The organism is Companilactobacillus farciminis KCTC 3681 = DSM 20184 (assembly GCF_002706745.1).
Taxonomy (GTDB): Bacteria; Bacillota; Bacilli; order Lactobacillales; family Lactobacillaceae; genus Companilactobacillus; species Companilactobacillus farciminis.
Map to the genome: position 1 here is coordinate 1,437,673 of NZ_CP017702.1, position 20,673 is coordinate 1,458,345.

The window sequence follows — 20,673 nt, forward strand, 5'->3', positions numbered from 1 at the left end:
CTAAAGAATGTAACGTGAAAGGTCTTGATTTTCGGCAATCTTACCGACTTGTTCACGAACGTATTCACGTGTAATAGTAATATCGCCCATTTGCATATCAGGACCCTCATATAGAATATCAGCCAAGATCTTTTCCAAGACAGTAGAAAGACGTCTTGCACCGATGTTCTGATTACTATTATTCAATTCAAAAGCAATTTTTGCAATCTCTTCGACAGATTCTTTAGTAAAAGTTAAATGAATTCCGTCAGCTCTTGTAAGCGCTACATATTGTTTTGTCAAAGCATTGTCTGGTTTTGTCAAGATTTGAATGAAATCGTCTTCAGTTAGGTCGTTCAATTCAACACGAATTGGGAAACGTCCTTGAAGTTCAGCAATCAAATCACTAGGCTTACTTTCGGCAAAAGCACCTGAAGCGATGAACAAAATATGATCAGTATCAACTGGACCGTACTTAGTATTGATTCTTGAACCTTCAACAATAGGCAAGATGTCACGTTGTACACCTTCACGAGAAACTTCACCTGAAGTCTTCTTGTCTCCAGCTGCAATCTTATCGAACTCATCAATGAAGATGATTCCCTTGTTTTGAGTTTTTTCGATAGCCTTTTGATAAATCTCATCATGATCGACACGTTTTTGTGATTCTTGTTGGATCAACAATTCACGAGCTTCTTTAACTGGAAGTGTACGAGTAATAGTCTTCTTAGGCATCAAAGAATCCATCATACCGGACATGTCAACACCCATTTGACCCATCTGATCATCCATTGGACCAACTTTTTTAGATTCTTCAACTTTGATAGTTACTTCTTCATCTTCGAGAAGACCCTTATCAAGTTGTTCTTTGACAGATAGACGTTGATTTCTAATATCATCAGTTACTTCAGCGTTTTTATCTGGATCTTCGTCGATAGTATCTTCGTTATTGCCAAAAATACTACCAAGATTTTGACCACCATTTTGCATGCTATTGAGCATACTCATAAAGTCATTAGGATTTTGCTTTTGTTCTTTTTTAACACCAGGAGCTAATAATTTAACCAATTTCTTATCGACATCACGACGAACTTCTGGTCTGATCTCATCAAATTTTTCTTTTTCGACCATAGAAACTGCCATGCTAACTAAGTCACGAACCATTGATTCAACATCACGACCAACGTAGCCTACTTCAGTAAACTTAGTAGCTTCGACTTTTACAAATGGTGCATTGACGATCTTGGCTAACCGGCGGGCAATTTCAGTCTTACCAACACCAGTAGGTCCAATCATCATTAAGTTCTTAGGTGTGATTTCTTGTTGCAATTTCTTTGGTACTTGCATACGACGATAACGGTTGTAAAGTGCAATCGCCACTGCCTTTTTAGCATCTGTTTGTCCAATAATGTAATTGTCCAATTTAGCGACAATTTGTTTTGGTGTTAATGTGTCCATTGACTAACTCCTCAATTTAAAATTTATCTGAAATAATATTTTCGTTAGTAAAAATATCAATGCTTGACGCAATTTTAATAGCTTCAACGGCAATTTGTTGTGCATCCATATCTTTGGCATGACGCTGCATGGCAATAGCGGCTGCTTGAGCAAAATTACCACCAGAACCGATTGCAACAACATCTTCATCAGGTTCGATAACTTCTCCGCTACCAGAGATCAAAAGCAAGTTATCTTTATCCATAGCAATCAACAAAGCCTCTAATTTTTGCAATGTAGGGTCTTTACGCCAATCTTGTGCCAATTCCACAGCAGCACGTTTTAAATTGCCTGAGTAAGCCTTTAATTTCTTTTCAAGCCAATCTTGTAATGTAATAGCATCAGCCACTCCACCAGCAAAACCAATGATAACTTTATCATCATAAATACGTCTTACTTTGTGAGCAGTTCCCTTCATAATATACTTTTCACCCATTGTAACTTGACCATCACCAGCAATAGCAGTGCGGTCATTGTGTTTAACAGCAACGATTGTAGTCATTTGAAACCCTCTCTATCTTGGGAAATATTTTTTATAATCTTTTTGTAAATGTTCCATAGTCACATGCGTATAGATTTGGGTTGTTGATAGACTGGAATGTCCTAGCAACTCCTGCACGGTTCTTAAATCAGCTCCGTGCTCTAACATATGCGTTGCAAAGGTATGACGAATCATGTGGGGATGAATATCAGCGGTCAAACTAGTTTTCTTAATAATTTGATCAAGAATATATGAGATCCCGCGACTCGTTAAATTGCCACCACGACTATTCACAAAGACAAATTGATGATCTTGATGATTTTTCTCCATCAAGGTCTTACGACCAGACTCAAAGTACTTCTCCAACGCCTTCTGAGCAAAGCTTCCAAAAGGTACATAACGATCTTTATCACCTTTTCCGTGAATCAAGACGATGCCATTAGAGAAGTCTAGCTGGTCTAATAATAGATTAGCACACTCACTAACTCGCATGCCAGTGGCATAGAGCAATTCTAATAAAGCTGAATTTCTTTGCGAAAGTGGGTCAACACCACGGACGGCATCGAATAATTGCTGCATTTCTTTTTCATAAAAAAATCGGGGCAGCTTTCTTCCTTTATGACGTAATTGCACTAAATCAAAAGGATTATTTTGGATAAATTTATTACGAACTAAAAAATTATAAAACGAACGCAAGGCAGAAATTCTTCGTGCCACAGTCTCATCAGCGTAATTTTTTTCATCCATATACGTCAAAAAAGTTTCGATATCAATCCGATTAACTTTCGTAAAGCCTTTAAAACCACCATTTTGGTCTAAAAAAGAAACAAAATTATCTATATCTTCTAAATAAGATTTTTTTGTTTCTTCTGAGTAGTGATGGTTAACCATTAAATTATCAACGAATTTATCGATTAACTCTTTTTCTATCATTTATTTTTGAATATCCTCTTCATAATCTCCATTTGGACAGATTACTTGACGACCACCCTTAACTTTCTTTTCAACTAAGTAGTGACCATCTTTTGGACAATCACGATTAATTGGTTTGTCCCATGAAACGAAGTCACAGTCAGGGTATCTTGAACAACCGTAGAAAATACGATTCTTCTTTGATTTACGTTCAATAACTTGTCCCTTCTTACATTTAGGACAAATTACGCCGATCTCTTTAACGATTGGTTTAGTGTTGCGGCAAGCTGGGAAACGTGAACAAGCATAAAACTTACCATAACGTCCCATCTTGATAACCATTGGTGCACCACAGATATCACAATCCATACCGGCTGGTTCATCTTTGATCTGCACTTTTTCAATCTTATCTTCAGCCGACTCTAATTCTTTAGCAAAAGGCTTGTAATAGCGATCAACGACTTTGACCCAGTCTTCCTTGCCTTCTTCAATATGATCCAGTTCGTCTTCTAGGTTAGCTGTAAAGTCGATATTAACGATATCTGGGAAGTAAGCTTGAATCAAGTTGTCGACGATTTCACCTAACTCAGTTGGTTCAAAACTCTTTCCATTCAATTTAACGTAGTAACGACGTTGAATCGTATCGATTGTTGGTGCATAAGTTGATGGACGACCAACACCATTTTCTTCTAGAGCTTTAACTAAGGAAGCTTCAGTAAATCTTGCTGGTGGTTGTGTAAAGTGTTGAGCTGGATCATTTGATTGAAGCTTGGCAGTGTCACCTTCAGCTAAGTCCGGTAAGATATTGTCCTTACGAGCTTTATCAGCAGCACTTTGGTAAACCTTGCGGTAACCTTCAAACTTGATTTTTGAACCATTAGCTCTAAACATAACGCCATTTTGTGACAAATCAACTGTCATCGTATCAAAGACAGCTGGCGTCATTTGACTGGCAACGAATCTTGACCAGATCAAACTGTATAAGCGGAATTGGTCACGACTCAAGATATCTTTTAACGAAGCTGGTGTTCTAAAGACTGATGATGGACGAATAGCTTCGTGGGCATCTTGAGCACCTTCTTGGTTCTTATCTTTACGCTCTTTGATAATGGCAAAAGGTTCGCCATATTCTTCATGGATGAATTTTGAAGCTTCTGCTTCAGCGACTTTAGAAATACGCTTAGAATCAGTACGCATGTATGTGATTAAACCAACTGTACCTTCTTTGCGTCCCAAGTTGATTCCTTCATACAATTGTTGAGCAATCATCATGGTTTTTCTCGTCTTGAAGTTCAAACGCTTATTGGCTTCTTGTTGCAAAGAACTAGTTGTAAATGGTGCGGCAGGCATACGTTTACGTTCTTTTTTAGTAACTTTATCAATTGAGAAATCTTTTTTCTTATCGACACGACCAAGCACATCTTGAACTTCATCATTGTTCTTTAATTCGGCTTTTTTGCCGTCAAGTCCGTAGAAGTTAGCCTTGAACTTGTCTTTGTCATGTTTAAAGATCGATTCGATCGTCCAATATTCTTGAGGAACGAACTTCTTAATCTCATTTTCACGCTCAATCACTAATTTCAAAGCGATTGATTGCACACGTCCGGCACTGAGGCCCTTTTTAACTTTTGCCCAAAGAATTGGGGAAATTGAATAACCAACCAAACGATCCAAAACTCGACGAGCTTGTTGAGCATCAACTAAGTTCATATCGATCGAACGAGGAGTTTTGAAGGCTTGCTTGACAGTATCTTTAGTAATTTCATTGAAGACGACTCGATTCTTGTCATCATCATCTAAACCTAATAAATGCGAAACGTGCCAGGCAATAGCTTCTCCTTCACGATCCGGATCGGCTGCCAGATAAACTCTTTTAGCTTTTTTAGCTTCTTTCTTTAAATCTTTAATTACTGGACCTTTACCACGAATGGAAATGTATTTTGGTTCATAGTCATGCTCGATATCAACACCCATTTGACTCTTAGGTAGATCTCTAACATGTCCTAAACTAGCAACAACGTGATAATTACGTCCCAAGTACTTTTCAATTGTTTTTGCTTTTGATGGTGATTCAACGATCACCAAATTTTTCTGCTTTGTTGATGGCACGTAAAGTGCTCCTTTCCAATGGATCAGTTAAAACTGACAATATATTAATCACAGATTTTTAATTTGTCAATTTAAAAGATGAAATATTTTTCAAATAAATGTTTTTTATAAATTATCAAAATCGATCAACGGTGTCGCGCCCTGCTCAATCAAACTGTTGCAGCCGCGCGATAATTCACTATCGATCCGACCCGGCAAAGCCAAAACTTCGCGACCATTTTCTAAAGCCAAATCAACGGTAATCATTGATCCACTCTTCAACTTAGCTTCCGTCACAATAATTTTTTGACTCAAACCTGCAATAATGCGATTCCGTTGGGGAAAATGCCACGGTTCTATCGAATCGCCAACTGGATATTCAGTGATCAATAATCCGTTTTTAGCAATAGCTTTTTGCAAATGGCAATTCTTAGTTGGAAACGCTTGATTCAAACTGCTTCCAAGTACGGCAATAGTTTTACCATACACTAAAGCTTCTTCATTTGCCATTGAATCTGCCCCATTTGCTAAACCGCTCACAATAGTATAACGATTTACTAAACGCGGGACAAGAGTACTAATGCAACGAAAACTGTAATTTGTCGCTTCTCTTGAACCGATGATTGCTACGCATTCCGTTTTAAGTAAAGCAATATTTCCTTCAAAAAACAAGAGTGCCGGTGGATTATAAATCGTTCGCAGGCTCTGTGGGTATGCTTCATCTAAATAATTGATTGCTTTTACATTTATACAATCCTGACCCTCTAATAATAGTAGAAACTGGTTTAATTTGTCCAACTCCCACTCTTTTTCTAGCATTAGACGGGTTTCATCCTCAAGATTATCACTTTTTAATGATATTTTTATAATTTTTAAAAGAATTTGATTGGAAACCATCCCTGTCATGCGACATTTCACTAAAAATTCCGTCAATTTATTCATAATAAAAACACCACTCCTTTTAATCAAAATTACGAAGTGATGTCTTAATTTAATATAATTTATTGATTTTTTTAACCGGTGAGAAACTCAAGCGATGAATTTTTGTTCGACCAAATTCGTCCAAAGCTTGCAAATGTTGCTTAGTTCCATAACCATCATTGTTCTCAAAACCAAATTCAGGATACAAATGGCTATACATCGTCATTAGACGGTCTCGACTGACTTTAGCGACGATACTAGCAGCACCGATACTTAATGACTTAGCATCCCCCTTGATCAATTTGGTCTGAGGAATATCAACTGGTATAGTCATCGCATCGACTAGGATATGATCCGGTTTTGCGTACAAACGCTTGATAGATTGTGCCATTGTTAACTCGGTTGCGTGATAGATATTTTCCTGATCAATTAATTGTGGTGAGCCTACTGCCACACTGATATCAATCGCTTGATCACAAATTTGCTTATATAATTGAGCTCGCTTTGAAATCGACAATTTCTTAGAATCATCGACTTCGTATAAAGTATTATCTGGTGGCAAAATCACCGCAGCTGTCACAACTGGTCCAGCTAATGGTCCACGTCCAACCTCGTCGACACCAGCAACTAATAAATTATGGTTCCAATAAGGCTTTTCCAAAAATTCTTTCGTATGAAATTTCTCGATCAAAGCCGTTTTCTGCTCAATTTTTTTATAATATTGCTCTAATAACTTTTTAACGCCAACACGAGAATCCAATTGCAATTCTTTTAGTAGCTCATCTGAAACAGTTTCTTGATTCAGTAATTCTTTTACTGCTTTAATGGTGTACTTATTCTTCATAAAACTCCCCAGGAATATCGAATGTCAAACGTCCTAATTTCAATTTACGAACATCATCGATAATTCTTCTGGATGCACGGTCATAGTCTTCTTTGTATCCAAACTTTTTAGTTAAGTTCATCAATAATTCTGGTGTCGTATGGTTGAAAATATCAGCATTAGTCAAGCCATAGCTTTCTTGTAATTGGTCCATATAATGTGTTTCCATGAAATTCAAGGCATAGATAGCCACATCATCAGGAGCATAGATTTTATCCTTGATAGCGCCTGAGAGAGCCAATTTCATTCCTACTTTGGGATCATCGATCTTAGGCCAAAGAATTCCCGGCGTATCCAATAGATCGATACCAATATTAGTCTTCAACCAATTTTGATTCTTAGTGACACCAGGCTTATTTCCTGTTACCGCCACATTTTTTCCGACTAGACGGTTTAAAATCGTTGACTTACCAACATTAGGAATTCCAATGCACATAGCCTTGATACGATAATTTTGAACGCCATTATTTTCGTAGCGTTGGATTTTCTCAGACAATTCTGAACGAATCATCGATTTGATCTTATTCATACCTTTAGTATGCTTGGCATCAATTTCGATTGAATTAGTACCTTCTTGTTCAAAATTCAACTTCCAATCAGCCGTGATTTTAGGGTCAGCCAAATCAGACTTATTCAAAATAATTATGTGTTTCTTTTGGTCAATGATTTGTTCCAAAACTGGATTTCTGGACGAGAAAGGCAATCTCGCATCAACGATTTCAAGTACAATGTCAACTAATTTGAGTCGATCTTGTACTTGATTCTTTGCCTTGTTCATATGTCCCGGATACCACTGTAGTGCCATTACCATCACCCTTTTTCTGTCATTTATTTTTTATCTATTTCTTGATACTTTTGATAGGCTTCGTCAAAAATAGTCATGCTTGGCAAATAGCCTGCATTTAATTCCAAATATTCCGAAAGTTTTTGGTAGCTTTCTTCATGTTTAGGGAAAGAAGAGTCACGAAAAGCATTATTCGCAAATTCTGCTTCTGGTTCGACACTCTCTGAATTGCGAAGAGTCATTAAAAACTCATAAAAACTGCGTCTCATTTTTACTCCTTCCTATTGATTATCAGTAATTTTAGTATTCATTACTTCAAAGGACAACTTATTATTTTTCAAATCGATGTTCTTAGCACGAATGCCATAACCTTCTTTGGTAGTGAACTTAGTAAATTTCAACAAGATAGACTTGTCTTTACCGTCGATACTGACCCAATTAGGTGTTTTAAAGCTATTCTTAATATAATTCATTACAAAAGAAATTGGTAATGATAAATCACCGATTTTCATTTTTTTTGCTTTAAGCAACACGTCACCATTAGTTTTGGCATAAGGTTGCATCAAAATCGTAAAATTGATGGTAGCGCCTAAGAATTTGACGTCACCAGTCAATTCAGCGTCTTTTTTCAAAATCAATTGATAATCAGTTTTGCCATCATTTAAAGTATGTTTCAAATAATATTGTGCCATCTTATTGGCTTCTTGTTTAGTCATATCGACAGTAAAGACTTTGGCATCTTGATCAACGATTTTTGAAGAAACTTGATAATTGTCTCTTGGAGAACTAAAAACTTTGGTCCCGATAAAACCTAATCCTACTACGATGATTGCTACTAAAGCGATAAATGCATATTTCCAATAATTTTTCTTCATTACTTGTAAAGCCACTCTTTCTTAGTCCCATTTACTTGCTCAAAGATTTTTTCTGTCATCATATCATAACCGGTTCCGTTGGGATGGAAGTGGTCTTTCTTGTAAAGATATGGATTGACACCCGTTTTTTGAATCTTCTTCTTGATATTTTTTGGTTGATACAAATTGTTGATATCCACAAAATGAGTATCATTAAAGTTACTTGCTACCTTAGCTGAAGCCTTGTTCCAATTAATAAAGGCTGTCTTAGCATTTTTGACATTTGATAAATAAATACTGAATGGATTATAAATTCCAATTAAATAAATCGGTGCTGTCTTGTTGTAACCACGTAAATCAGTCAACAACTGCGTTAATCTTTTGTCAAATTGTACTTGTTCATCGGCAATATCGCCAGCTGTAAGATCTAAACCTTTTCTTTGCAACAAATGCATAAAGTCATTGCCACCGACTGTTACCGTGATGATATCAGCTTTTGGTAGATCTTGATGCATCTTTTTGTCATTTTTGATTCGAGTCATGATCTGACTGCTAGTATCACCGGAAACTCCATAGTTATGAGATTGAGCTTTGACATCGTATTTATCTTGAACCCTTTTGGTCAAACGTGTAACGTAGCCGCCTCCAACTGACTTAGAATCACCGACACCTTGAGTCAAAGAATCACCAACTGCCACGATATCGATACTTTTCTTTTTAGGAATAACTTTTATTTTAGGCTTAGTTTTTTTAGCCGTTTTTGTTTCAACCACTTGTTGTTCATTGTTATGGACAAAATAATAAGTTCCCCCACTGACAGCAACCAACAAAATAATTATTACAATAATCCAAATACTTTTTTTCTTCATTTATATAATCCATCTTTCAAAAAAAAGCTGATGCAATCATCAGCTTTTACTCTGTATAAAATTCAATTGCGAAGGCACCTGATCCCGCATGAGTTGCAATTACAGGACTAGTAACACGAATCAATAACGGCACATTCGGTACGATTTCGGCAAGTTTTTCCTTCAATTCATTGACGTAATCCATCTTATCAACGTAAGAAATACCAATAGCTTTAATATTCTTTAAGCCTTTGATTTCTTCTAAGACGTTGTCCATGTATTTTTCAATCGTCTTGCGACCACGACCACGTTTAGCAATATTTAAGCTGTTGTCTTTAACTATCAAAACTAAATTGATATTCAATAAAGTTGACAATGTTCCAGCAAAACGACTTAGTCTACCACCACGCAAAATGTTTTCAATACTAGTTACGCCCATGTATAAGTATGTGTGATCACGAACTTCATCCAAAGCTGTCTTAATTTCAGCAACTGACTTACCCTCTTGAGCCAATTGTGCTGCTTTGATAACTTGGAACCCTTGTGCACGATCGGTAAATTCTGTATCGATTACCTCAACGTTTCGGTCAGTCATATCAGCGACTTGTCTAGCTGCGTTGATTGTACCACTGATTGCAGGTGTCATCATCAACAACAAGATATCCGTATAGTCTTCTGGCACCTTGTCGATTACTTCCATAAAAGTACCGATTGAAGGTTGTGATGTCTTAGGTAGATCTTTTGAAGAGTCCATTTCCTCAACAAACTTCTCTCGAGTGATATTTACACCATCTACATAGGTTTTTTCGTCAATACTGATCGTCAAAGGGACAATACTGATATTATATTTCTCTATTTCTTCTGGAGTTAATTGTACCGACGAATCGGCAATAATTTTTACTTTGCTCATTTTATCCCTCTTTCATAGGGTCTTAGTTCTTAATTAATCTAATTATACCAAATTTATTCTTAGTAAATTATCAATATCATGTATTTTAATTAATATTTATATACAAAACAATGACCGTTTTTCATTATACTAAAGATTGTCGTTGTCTGAAAAGTCCCTAGACGTATATAATATTTACGTAATCCAAACAATTGAGGTCTTCAAAATGTCAAAAAAACCAAATTTTACTAGAACTTATTTGATAACTGATCAAATATTCAGCGCCGTTACGCACGGTATTGGAATTATCTTAGCAATAATTGGATCAGTCTTCTTGCTCATTAAGGGATTCCACCAAGGAAATCCACTTAACATTACCGCATATTTTATTTACGCTTTCACGTTATTTTTCTTATATTTGAGCTCAACGTTATTTCACAGTCTCTATTTCACTAAAGCTAAAGGTGTTTTTCAAATTTTTGACCACAGCTCGATTTTCTTGATGATTGCTGGTACCTACACGCCATATTGTTTAATTGCCTTACATTCAGCCTTTGGTTACGGAATTCTGGCCTTCATTTGGCTATTAGCTATCGGTGGTATTCTCTACAAGATTTTCAACGTTGGCAAATTCAAATACTTTGAAACTCTACTTTACGTTTTAATGGGTTGGGCCATCATCATCGCTATGAAGCCACTTTATCAAGCAATCGGTGCAACTGGTATCTGGCTTTTAGTTGCAGGAGGTGTGGCCTTTACATTAGGAGCCTGCTTGTACTTAATGAAAAATCTTAAATACATTCACGTTATCTGGCACATTTTCGTCATGATTGGAACGGCTCTAATGTACTTCTCAGTTTATTTCTTTGTTAATTAATTTTTTGATAAGTCTCGAAGGTATATGGATAAACATTTTCTTTGTCCATGATGCCTTCTTTTTTTTCGATCAATTTAAATTGACGATAATCTAAATCAACCATTTTCGTATCTCCAACAAATTCGTGATTGATTCGTGTCAAATACAAACGATCCACAATATCTTCAAACATTCTAAAAATTCCCGCACCACCAATGACCATAACTTCATCATCTGGCTTAACGACGTCTTTTAGTTGTTCTCTATTAGAAATCAAAACTACGCCTTCTGGTACTTGATAATTGGGATTTCTAGAGATGACGATATTTAATCTCTTTGGCAAAGGTCCATTGGGAAAACTCTCAAAGGTTTTACGTCCCATAACAATAGGATGATTAGTCGTAACATCTTTGAAACGCTTCATATCATTAGGTAACTTCCATGGTAGATGTCCATCAACGCCAATCACATGGTTTTTATCTTCGGCCCAAACAAAACTGATCATTTTCTCACTCCTAGACAGCAACCGGAGCTTTGATAGCTGGTTGCGGATTATAGTTATCGACACGAATATCTTTGACATCTAAATCGAAGATGCTCTTATCACTGGTAATTTCTAGACTTGGTCCAGCAACAGGTTTACGACTCAATTGCTCTTTTACTTGCTCAAGGTGATTAGAATAAATGTGTGCATCACCCAAAGTATGGATAAATTCACCGACTTCTAGGCCAGTCTCACGAGCTATCAAATGAGTCAATAAAGCGTAACTGGCAATATTAAAAGGCACACCTAAGAATAAATCGCCACTGCGTTGATACAATTGACAAAAGAGCTTCCCTTCGTTGACATAGAACTGAAACAACGTATGACAAGGTGGCAAGGCCATAGTTGGAACGTCTTCTGGATTCCAGGCACTGACGATCAGACGTCTTGAATCAGGAGTCTTTTTGATTTGCTCGATCACATCAGCAATTTGGTCAATGAATCCACCATCTCGTTTTTGCCAATGACGCCATTGAGCACCATAGACATCCCCGAGATTACCGAATTTTTGGGCAAATGCATCATCATTCAAAATGCTCTGATCAAATTTCTTTTTTTCAACTTGATATTTTTGATTGAAATCTTCATCTATTAAGTGACGGCGGCCAAAATCTGTCATGTCTGGTCCTTTATAGTCAGAACTCTCAATATAATTTTTAAAAGCCCACTCATCCCAAATATGATTCTTGTGTTCTAGCAAATATCTAATGTTGGTATCGCCATGCAAGAACCACAACAATTCACTTTTGATCAAACCGAAAGGAATCTTTTTCGTTGTCAAAAGTGGAAATGATTCTTGTAGGTCAAAACGCATTTGATAACCAAAAGTACTGATCGTACCAGTTCCCGTGCGGTCGCTTTTTTTATGTCCATGGTCCAAAACGTATTGCAAAAGGTCTAAATATTGTTGTTCGTTATGCATAGTTTTCTCCTAGATATACTGTCCTAAATATTCCCAACGATCCATCAACTTATCAGATTCGGCAGTCTTCTCATCCAATTGTCTTTGGAAATCCATCAAATCTTCATAGCCATTCTTAGGATCATTTAATTGTTCCTTTAACTTAGCCATTTCATCATCGAGTTTTTCGATTTGGGGCTCTAACTTATCGAATTCCATTTGTTCAGCGTAAGTTAACTTAGTCTTTTCAGCAGGCTTGTTCTGAGCTTCTTTTTCCTTGGCTTCAACGTGCTTTTGTGTCTTCACTTCATGATGTTGAGCTTGTTTTTTCTCTGTCTCTTTTTGTAGATAGCCAGAATATGAATCGTAGCTTTCTTCAATATCGCCTTGACCTTCAAAAATTAGTAATTTATGGGCAACTTTATCCAAGAAGTAGCGGTCATGAGAAACTGCCATAACTGTTCCCTTAAAGTTTTCCAAGTAATTCTCTAGAATCGTCAAAGTTTCAATATCCAAGTTATTTGTCGGTTCATCTAGCAACAGGACGTTTGGTTGGTCCATCAAAATAGCCAACAAGTACAGACGACGTTTTTCACCACCGGACAATTCACGAATGAAAGCTCCTTGCATTTGATGATCGAATTTGAAAGTATCTAGCATCTGTGAGGCTGACATATGCGTACCGTCAGTGTTTTTAGCACCTTGTCCAATTGACTCAAGGTATCTGATAACACGCTTGTCTGGGTCCATATCACGCGTATGCTGCGTGTAATAACCGAGTCGAACTGTTTGACCAGTCTTAATTTCTCCGGAATCGAGTGGAATTTGTTGAGCAATCGTATTCAAGAAAGTAGTTTTTCCAGAACCATTAGCACCAGTGATTCCGATTCGATCACCTTTAGTTACCAAATAACTGAAATCGTCTAAGATCACATGTTTTGAGAATTTCAAACTGGCATCTTTGATATCGAAGACATCGTTACCAAGACGCTGTTGAGCAATATCGATCGACATTTCTTTTTGAACGTCTGGTTTGTTTTGTAAGTCCTCTTTTAAGTCGTTGAAACGGTCTTTTCTAGCTTGCTGTTTAGTTCCACGAGCTTTAACACCAGCACGCATCCAATTCAACTCTTGCTTGTACAATTGAGTCTTATGATGTTGTTCAGAAGCATAGATCTCTTCGTTGGCCGCTTTTTGTTGCAAGTACTTTTCATAGTTACCGTCATATTCAGTCACATTGCGGTTTTCCAACTCAAAAATTCTTGTCGCCACTTCATTCAAGAAATAACGATCATGGGTTACGAATAAAACTGAACCCTTGTATTTGCTCAAGTAAGTTTGTAGCCAATCGATAGCTTCATAATCAAGATGGTTGGTTGGCTCATCTAGGATCAAAAGGTCAGCTTCAGATATCAAAGTTTGAGCTAAAGCGACACGTCTTTGTTGACCACCAGATAACTCTTTGATTTTCTTGTCTAATTCCGTAATTCCTAGTTTGTTCAAAATCGATTTAACATCAGATTCCATCTGCCAAGCTTCAGCCGCATTCATCTTTTCTTGCAACTTGAAAAAGTCATTTTGAATCTTTTGATCAGTTGAATTAGCGTTGAATTTTGCCAAGGAATTCTCATATTGTCGAATCAATTGGAATTTTTCGCCACTACCGTTAAAGACTGCATCGATGACTGATGAATTTTCGTCCAAATCCGGTTGCTGCTTGAGATAAGAAATCTTGTAGTCCTTAGGTTTTTCAACTTCGATCGTATTGAGATCAGAGTTGTTGACGATTCCGTCTAGCAAAGTCGTCTTACCAGTTCCATTTAGTCCCAAAAGACCGATTCGATCTCCTTCGTTGATTGTAAAGGTAACATTGGTAAAAAGCGTTCTTTCACCAAATGATTTTGATGCATTTGTTATGTTTAAGGTTTTCAATTATTTCACCACTATAAATAAAAAATTCCTCTACCGATGTAGATAGAGGTATTATTGCTGTTCTGTTTTATTTTATCACATGTCAGAAGTTAATATTCCTGCAATTGGTCGATGGAATAATACATTTGCTGTTGTCCGCCAAATCTAACTAAAATCTTAGCTCGCTTCTCATCAAAATACACGACAGCACCGATTTGATCTTTCATGACATCCTTTTGATCAACGACCGTCACCATGCTGCCAATTTTTAAGTTTCCCATTATTCTCCTCCAATTAAAAAGCGAGACTTAGATTTTACACTAAGGTCTCGCACTATTTTAAAGATCTTCTTTATAAATGTCGTAAACTGTATTTTCTGGGTCAATAGCAATATAAAGGTTGCCAGTTTTACTTGAAACAGCTGAAGATTGATAAGCATTATCTAATCCTTCAACATCTTTTTGCTTGAATGGGAAGTAAATTTGCATTGGCTCTTTATCTTGGTCATCTTCAAAGACAATGTCGCATTTTTCAATGTCTTGATACTTAATAATACGATTGAACATGCCATCGGCCATTGCAGCAGTAGAAACATCTGTATCCTTGATATAATCAGCTTCTGGCAAGATTTCAATTCTAAAGCGTTTGCATGGGTGAATCTCTTGCATACGTCCACCTTTAATACGTCCATAACTAGTTGTTACACGCGCAATCCAAACATCACTCATTTCACTGTGACTAACAGTCCAAGTATCATCATTTCTAAAGTAAAACTTAAGTTCTTTAAAAACATGTTTAGTCATATTATCACCCTTCCAATTTCTAAAATACTTACTAAATTTATGATAACACAGCATTATTGATTACTTAACAAATAATGTCTCAAATCATCAAAATTATTGGAAACGTTTCCTTCCACGACAGCACGCTCCATTTGCGACATCGACTTACCGATGATTGGACCCGGTTTTACGTCCAATATTTCACAAACATTCTTACCTGTCAGCTCTAAATCATGGCTGCTTTTAATAGAAATTTGATCTACTTTTTGCTTCAAATTTGTATAATCAAATTCAATTTGGAACATCTTTGATAACTCAATTGTCCGGTTCAAATTATCCGTTCCTAACTTATAAATATTCCAAAGATCGAAGTCTTGACTCTCAAATAAGTGAAGCAGATTCAAAGTATTCAAACTAATTTCACGAGTCTTATTGGAAACCTTCCAGTCACGCAAAAACTTGTTGAATTCTTGATGATTCAAGCTTAGGACATAGCCAATAGCACTAAAGGCTGCTTCTTCATCGCTAAATTTGGCATCTTTAACATCCAATAATTCAGCTAATTCCAATTTTTGATCTTTAAATCCAGGACAATACTCGCTTAAACCTAGTTTAATGAAGTCAGCCAAACCTGTTTGCCAATTTTGACTCAGCATCATTTTGACAAACTCTTCACGGATACGCTCAATCGCAATCTTTGCTAATAACGGCGCATTATCAGCAATCGCTTGAGCAGTTTTTTCTTCAATTTTGAAATTCAGCTGTGCTTGGAATCTAACCGCCCGCATCATTCTCAAGGCATCTTCGTGAAATCTTTCCTCAGCGTGACCGACAGCACGAATAATTTTCTTATCTAAATCTTTTAATCCATCAAATTTATCGATCACTTGACCATTTTTATCAACTGCCAAAGCATTGATCGTAAAATCACGTCTTTTTAAGTCATCAGCCAATGAACGTACGAAGGTTACCTTGTCAGGACGACGATAATCTTGATAGCCGGATTCAGTTCTAAAGGTAGTGATTTCATAAGAATCATCCCCCATCAAAACGGTCACTGTTCCATGTTGGATTCCAGTATCAACTGTTCGCTTAAAAATCTCTTTAATTTCTTCAGGGTAAGCACTGGTAGCAATATCAACGTCGTGAATCGCTAAGCCTAAAATGTGATCACGGACACTACCTCCTACAAAATAAGCTTCAAATCCGGCTTGTTCTATTTTTTCTAAAACTGGTAATGCTGCTTGAAAATCTGCAGGAAGTTGTTTGATTTGCATATATTTACCTCACGTATAATAAAAGTCTTTAATTATTATATACCATTAAGCCAAGTTGCCAAATAAACCTCTTTATCTGCGATATAATGAAGTCAATAAGGAAGTGAAAGTTTGCTGGAAAACAGTTCTAAAAACAATCCTTCTGGCAATCGTAGAAAATGGTAAATATTATACTTTTGATTTCATTGATTGGATTATGGGTAGGAATTATTGGCGGTATCAACTGGCTGACCTTTTCGGCACTTTTATTAAACTCCGTTGTTTTTCTCATCAGTCTGGTGGCTGGAAAAGATAAATAATAAAAACCTTATTAGAATGTGTAAATTAAAACACATTCTAATAAGGTTTATTTTGTTTGTACTTATAAAGATGTAAAGAAAGTAACCAATCCTAAAACGATTCCTGGCAAATTAGCAATCACTACTGGCCAATCATGTTTCTTTTTTAAAAGCCCATAAGAAACCCATAAAGTACTATTGAGAGCTGCGCATAGGGGCTGAATAGGATTTCCTTGTGATCCATTAAGATTATCCATAATTTGTGGTATATAAGAAACATACATCAGAATAGAAAAAATTGTAGCTAATCTACTGACATAAAAAAGTCCATCTTTTTTCTTTGTAATTATTTTTGTTTGTTCCATAGTTCACCTCAATAGTTTAGTCCATCTGTAGATAAGTCGGCCCCATTGGTTTTGATAACTCGCTGATACCACATAAACGACTCTTTCTTGAATCGTTGTAAACTACCTGTTCCATCGTCATTTAAATCTACATAAATAAAACCGTAACGTTTGGACATTTCACCGGTCGAAGCACTGACTAAATCAATGCAACCCCAAGGTGTATATCCCATCACTGGAACTCCATCAGCAATAGCTTCTGATATGGCTTGAATGTGTGAACGCAAATAATCAATGCGATATTCGTCATAAACTTTATTGTCTTTTGTCAATTTATCCTTAGCGCCCAAACCATTTTCAACTACAAAAATTGGTTTCTGGTAGCGATCATACAACTTATCCAAGGCAATTCTCAGACCAGTGGGATCAATTTGCCAATCCCATTCACTAGATTTCAAATATGGATTTCTAACTCCCCCAATTAAGTTACCAGCAGCTGTATCATGAGAATTCTGAGTAACTTCTATGGCAGTCGACATATAGTAGCTTATTGAAATAAAATCAACTGGGTACTTCTTCAATTCACTCAAGTCTTGATCAGTAATTTCTAAGTTTTTCACACCATATTTTTTAAAAAGTCGATTTGTATAAGCTGGATATTCACCACGTATTTGAACATCACCACAAAAATAATTAAACTCTTGTTCATTTTGCAAGTTAGCTAGTTGATTTCTTGGATCGGAATTATATGCATATGAAGTGGCATACAACAACATACAACCAACTTGAATGTTCCTATTAAAATCATGTGCAATTTTAACTGCTCTGGAACTAGCAACAAATTGATTGTGCCAAGCTTGAAACACATTTTGCTTATTTAGGCTCCCAGTTTTTGGTATCATTCCTTGACCCATCACCGGATGTTGTCCGGCAGAGTTAATTTCATTAAAAGTCAAAAAATATTTAACTTTCTTACCAAATTGTTTGATGATCACTTGAACGTATTTTTCAAAAAAATCGATTAATTTACGATTTTTCCATCCACCATATTCCTTGGCCAAAAATAAAGGCAACTCATAATGTGACAATGTAATCACTGGTTCAATTCCATATTTTAGACATTCGTCAATAACTTCAGAATAAAATCGTAATCCAGCTTTATTAGGATACTCCTCATCACCTCGAGGAAAAATTCGACTCCATGCAATGGAGAAACGATAAGTTTTAAATCCCATCTCCGAAAATAATTTAATATCTGATTGATAGTGGTGATAAAAATCAATGCCCAAATGATTAGGATAACGGTATTTCCTACTGTCAATACTCCAATCGAAATCATCTGATTCTACAATTTTGAAACGGTTTTTACCTCCAGGTAAAGTATCGGCAATCGACATCCCTCTACCATCAAGGTCATATCCACCCTCAATTTGATTGGCAGCAGTTGCACCACCCCACAAAAAGTTCTTTGGAAAATTAGTTTTACTTATCATTTGATATCTCCCTTAAATTTGATTGAATTGAATCATCCACATTGAAACTACTAATGGAACCCAATAAATTTGCTTCATTAAATAAACGCGAATTAATAATATCCGGTTTTTTAAGCGTCCTCTTTACCATCAAATTGGTTGCTCTTAAATCAATTAACGCTTGATTGATTCCCGTGGCTACAATAGCTTGTCGAGAAATTCCACCACCGATTACAAAGCAATTCACATTCAAAATAACTTGCATATTGTAAATTAATAAAGCCACATTCTGACAAAACTCTTCAAAACGTAATTTAGCAAAATCTTTTTTAGCGATAATCAATTCAAAGACCTTTTTACCATCATCAACGTCTTTTAGATGATAATGATGACTAATATCTTCAATCATTGCTACCGCTGAACACTTACTTCCAAAGAAATGTTCCCTATCAAGGTTTCCTAAACTCATAAAACTGACTTCGCCTGCTTGTTGATTACTACCGTAAAGAAGTTGTCCATTCAATACTATTCCTGAACCGACTGCTGTTCCTAAAACCAACATTACTCCATTATCAATGTCTTTTAATGAACCTAGCCATTTTTCTCCTAACGTGGCTGCTTTGGCATCATTTTCTATATGAATCGGTAATGATGTATTTAAAACATTACTTAACTGAATCCCATCAAGAAAAGGTAAAGATCCACCGAAATGAATTTGTTCAGTCTTAGCATCGACTTTCCCGGGTACACTGACACCAATACCTGATATTTGAGATTCAAACTGCTCAATGATTTCATTAAGTCGTTTAATAAAATTTGACTTAGAATTACTAATAGTGTTTTCTGAATATTTCTTTAATATTTGTCCTTGATTGTTGATCAAAGCATATTTTAGTTTAGTCCCGCCAATATCAAAGGCTAAGTAGGTTTTCATTTTTATTACCTCTTTTATATGTTTTATTATTATTCTTCTGTTAAAATTCAATTAACTAATCATGCTTTTTATATACGAATATAGCTATCATTGAGGTAATCGATATGGAAATAGAAAAAATTTCACAATGGTTTCACGAAGCAACCAATTTATCAGTCTTTTTGTATGCTGATTCAAATCATTTATCAAAGGTATTCAAGATGACCGTTGCCCCCAATCTTTCAGAACGACTTAGCAATAAAATTTTAAAAGATATTAATTCTAAAATAACTATTAATCTTTTTGCCCAAATTGGATCCATCGCTTCATTTAGGTTAGAAAAAACAAAAGTTCTTATCTGGGCTACATCAACTGCAATTAACGGTAACGGAGCCTACGCTGACAAAGTTCCACTAACTGATTTCAATACTTTTCAAGCTCAACTGAAGATATTTTATTTTGCTCTAACAAAATCGGAACCTATTTTTACTCAACAGCAACTAGATTTAAACGACTATGGACTTCTAGATCGTCCTAATCAACGTGTTGAATCATTTAACGCTAATAAACCTTCTCACAATGGTTACTTAGCCGAACAACAAATGTTATTGGGAGTTGAACATGGTAATTTAAAAGAATTTAATAAAAATTACATTGCTTTCATGGATAAAGGTAATTTTGGGATTCTGGCATCATCAGATTTAAGAAGTAAAGAGAATATTACTGTAGCTGCTACAACGCTTTTCACCCGAGCGGCAATTCGTGGAGGAATGTATGCTGAAAGTGCCTATGAATTGAGTGATGAATGCATAAAAAAAACAGAATTAAAACAAAACATTACCAATATTTACGAATACACTAGAACAATCGGTGAACGTTTCGTTAAAAACGTTGCTTTGGTAAAAAGAAATAACATTCCTTCATTGATTTATCGGGCACAAGAATATATCTACGACAATTTAACTGTTGTTAAAAATGTCGATGAAATTGCCCAATCCGTTGGTAGCAGTAAATCTTATTTAATGCACCTATTTAAGAAAACGACTGGTATCAGCATTATTGAATTCTTAACTTCACAAAAAATTCTTTCTGCCAAACAACTTTTACTTTTTACTCAATTACCAATCAGAGAAATATCTGATACTTTAGGTTATGAGAACCCTTCTCAATTATCTAGGGTGTTTAAGAGTACAACCGGTCAAACCCCATCACAATTTAGAAAAAATCAGGATCTATAAGAAAAAAGTCGACAAATTATT

The 20,673-nt window shown here is 36.0% G+C and carries 23 protein-coding genes; 3 read left to right on the forward strand and 20 right to left on the reverse strand.

What is annotated here, in order from left to right:
- From hslU to LF20184_RS07070, 11 genes are all read right to left on the reverse strand, one after another.
- Window positions 1-1,437 (reverse strand): ATP-dependent protease ATPase subunit HslU, encoded by a 1,437-nt coding sequence (gene hslU, locus LF20184_RS07020; RefSeq protein WP_010019865.1) that lies wholly within the window; start codon window positions 1,435-1,437, stop codon window positions 1-3.
- Between the two features lie 16 nt (window positions 1,438-1,453).
- A complete protein-coding gene (hslV, locus tag LF20184_RS07025) occupies window positions 1,454-1,978 on the reverse strand; it encodes an HslVU peptidase proteolytic subunit (protein WP_010019868.1) in 525 nt (174 codons plus the stop codon).
- Window positions 1,979-1,990: 12 nt separating this feature from the next.
- Window positions 1,991-2,890 carry a tyrosine recombinase XerC gene (xerC, locus tag LF20184_RS07030; RefSeq protein WP_010019869.1) on the reverse strand — a complete coding sequence of 300 codons (900 nt, stop codon included), beginning with the start codon at window positions 2,888-2,890 and terminating at the stop codon, window positions 1,991-1,993.
- Complete coding sequence (gene topA / locus LF20184_RS07035) at window positions 2,891-4,978, reverse strand: type I DNA topoisomerase (protein WP_010019870.1); 2,088 nt, start codon at window positions 4,976-4,978, stop codon at window positions 2,891-2,893. It lies immediately after the preceding gene.
- Between the two features lie 105 nt (window positions 4,979-5,083).
- Window positions 5,084-5,899: a DNA-processing protein DprA gene (gene dprA / locus LF20184_RS07040; RefSeq protein ID WP_010019871.1), complete on the reverse strand. Its 816-nt coding sequence runs from the start codon at window positions 5,897-5,899 to the stop codon at window positions 5,084-5,086.
- A gap of 49 nt (window positions 5,900-5,948) precedes the next feature.
- The gene (locus tag LF20184_RS07045) at window positions 5,949-6,722 is read right to left on the reverse strand and encodes a ribonuclease HII (RefSeq protein ID WP_010019872.1); all 774 of its coding nucleotides are present in this window, start codon (window positions 6,720-6,722) and stop codon (window positions 5,949-5,951) included.
- A complete protein-coding gene (gene ylqF / locus LF20184_RS07050; protein WP_010019874.1) occupies window positions 6,712-7,566 on the reverse strand; it encodes a ribosome biogenesis GTPase YlqF in 855 nt (284 codons plus the stop codon). The genes LF20184_RS07045 and ylqF overlap by 11 nt, the downstream gene beginning before the upstream one ends.
- A gap of 23 nt (window positions 7,567-7,589) precedes the next feature.
- On the reverse strand, window positions 7,590-7,814 hold the full coding sequence (locus LF20184_RS07055) for a YozE family protein (protein ID WP_010019875.1): 225 nt from the start codon (window positions 7,812-7,814) through the stop codon (window positions 7,590-7,592).
- 12 nt (window positions 7,815-7,826) lie between these two features.
- A complete protein-coding gene (locus tag LF20184_RS07060; RefSeq protein WP_099240474.1) occupies window positions 7,827-8,420 on the reverse strand; it encodes a YpmS family protein in 594 nt (197 codons plus the stop codon).
- A complete protein-coding gene (locus tag LF20184_RS07065) occupies window positions 8,420-9,268 on the reverse strand; it encodes a DUF459 domain-containing protein (RefSeq protein ID WP_056945127.1) in 849 nt (282 codons plus the stop codon). The genes LF20184_RS07060 and LF20184_RS07065 overlap by 1 nt, the downstream gene beginning before the upstream one ends.
- A gap of 46 nt (window positions 9,269-9,314) precedes the next feature.
- Complete coding sequence (locus LF20184_RS07070; RefSeq protein ID WP_010019879.1) at window positions 9,315-10,157, reverse strand: fatty acid kinase binding subunit FakB; 843 nt, start codon at window positions 10,155-10,157, stop codon at window positions 9,315-9,317.
- A gap of 205 nt (window positions 10,158-10,362) precedes the next feature.
- On the opposite strand from LF20184_RS07070, the gene trhA reads away from it, so the two are divergent.
- Window positions 10,363-11,013, forward strand: a complete 651-nt coding sequence (gene trhA / locus LF20184_RS07075) for a PAQR family membrane homeostasis protein TrhA (protein ID WP_010019880.1) — start codon at window positions 10,363-10,365, stop codon at window positions 11,011-11,013.
- On the opposite strand, the gene LF20184_RS07080 is transcribed toward trhA, so the two are convergent.
- The 6 genes from LF20184_RS07080 to LF20184_RS07100 form a co-directional block, all read right to left on the reverse strand.
- Window positions 11,006-11,497 carry a dihydrofolate reductase gene (locus tag LF20184_RS07080; protein ID WP_010019881.1) on the reverse strand — a complete coding sequence of 164 codons (492 nt, stop codon included), beginning with the start codon at window positions 11,495-11,497 and terminating at the stop codon, window positions 11,006-11,008. The genes trhA and LF20184_RS07080 overlap by 8 nt on opposite strands.
- A gap of 10 nt (window positions 11,498-11,507) precedes the next feature.
- A complete protein-coding gene (locus LF20184_RS07085) occupies window positions 11,508-12,458 on the reverse strand; it encodes a thymidylate synthase (RefSeq protein WP_056945128.1) in 951 nt (316 codons plus the stop codon).
- 9 nt (window positions 12,459-12,467) lie between these two features.
- A complete protein-coding gene (locus LF20184_RS07090; protein WP_010019885.1) occupies window positions 12,468-14,369 on the reverse strand; it encodes an ABC-F family ATP-binding cassette domain-containing protein in 1,902 nt (633 codons plus the stop codon).
- An 89-nt stretch (window positions 14,370-14,458) separates the two neighbouring features.
- Window positions 14,459-14,629, reverse strand: a complete 171-nt coding sequence (locus tag LF20184_RS12760) for a hypothetical protein (RefSeq protein WP_010019887.1) — start codon at window positions 14,627-14,629, stop codon at window positions 14,459-14,461.
- A gap of 57 nt (window positions 14,630-14,686) precedes the next feature.
- Window positions 14,687-15,151, reverse strand: coding sequence for a hypothetical protein (locus LF20184_RS07095; protein ID WP_010019888.1), 465 nt, complete (start codon window positions 15,149-15,151; stop codon window positions 14,687-14,689).
- Window positions 15,152-15,204: 53 nt separating this feature from the next.
- Window positions 15,205-16,407: a CCA tRNA nucleotidyltransferase gene (locus tag LF20184_RS07100; protein WP_010019889.1), complete on the reverse strand. Its 1,203-nt coding sequence runs from the start codon at window positions 16,405-16,407 to the stop codon at window positions 15,205-15,207.
- Window positions 16,408-16,565: 158 nt separating this feature from the next.
- On the opposite strand from LF20184_RS07100, the gene LF20184_RS12850 reads away from it, so the two are divergent.
- Entirely contained in the window at window positions 16,566-16,706 is a 141-nt protein-coding gene (locus tag LF20184_RS12850; protein WP_154646003.1) for a hypothetical protein, read from the forward strand.
- A gap of 62 nt (window positions 16,707-16,768) precedes the next feature.
- On the opposite strand, the gene LF20184_RS07105 is transcribed toward LF20184_RS12850, so the two are convergent.
- From LF20184_RS07105 to LF20184_RS07115, 3 genes are read right to left on the reverse strand one after another with little or no spacing between them, the layout of a single operon-like run.
- Entirely contained in the window at window positions 16,769-17,050 is a 282-nt protein-coding gene (locus LF20184_RS07105; protein ID WP_010019890.1) for a SemiSWEET family transporter, read from the reverse strand.
- Window positions 17,051-17,058: 8 nt separating this feature from the next.
- Window positions 17,059-18,522: a glycoside hydrolase family 1 protein gene (locus LF20184_RS07110; protein ID WP_010019891.1), complete on the reverse strand. Its 1,464-nt coding sequence runs from the start codon at window positions 18,520-18,522 to the stop codon at window positions 17,059-17,061.
- Complete coding sequence (locus tag LF20184_RS07115; protein WP_010019893.1) at window positions 18,512-19,435, reverse strand: ROK family protein; 924 nt, start codon at window positions 19,433-19,435, stop codon at window positions 18,512-18,514. Before LF20184_RS07115 ends, LF20184_RS07110 begins: the two co-directional genes overlap by 11 nt.
- Before the next feature lie 104 nt (window positions 19,436-19,539).
- Here LF20184_RS07115 and LF20184_RS07120 point away from each other — a divergent pair, with 104 nt between their 5' ends.
- Window positions 19,540-20,652 carry a helix-turn-helix domain-containing protein gene (locus tag LF20184_RS07120; RefSeq protein WP_056945129.1) on the forward strand — a complete coding sequence of 371 codons (1,113 nt, stop codon included), beginning with the start codon at window positions 19,540-19,542 and terminating at the stop codon, window positions 20,650-20,652.
- The last annotated feature ends 21 nt before the right edge of the window (window positions 20,653-20,673 follow it).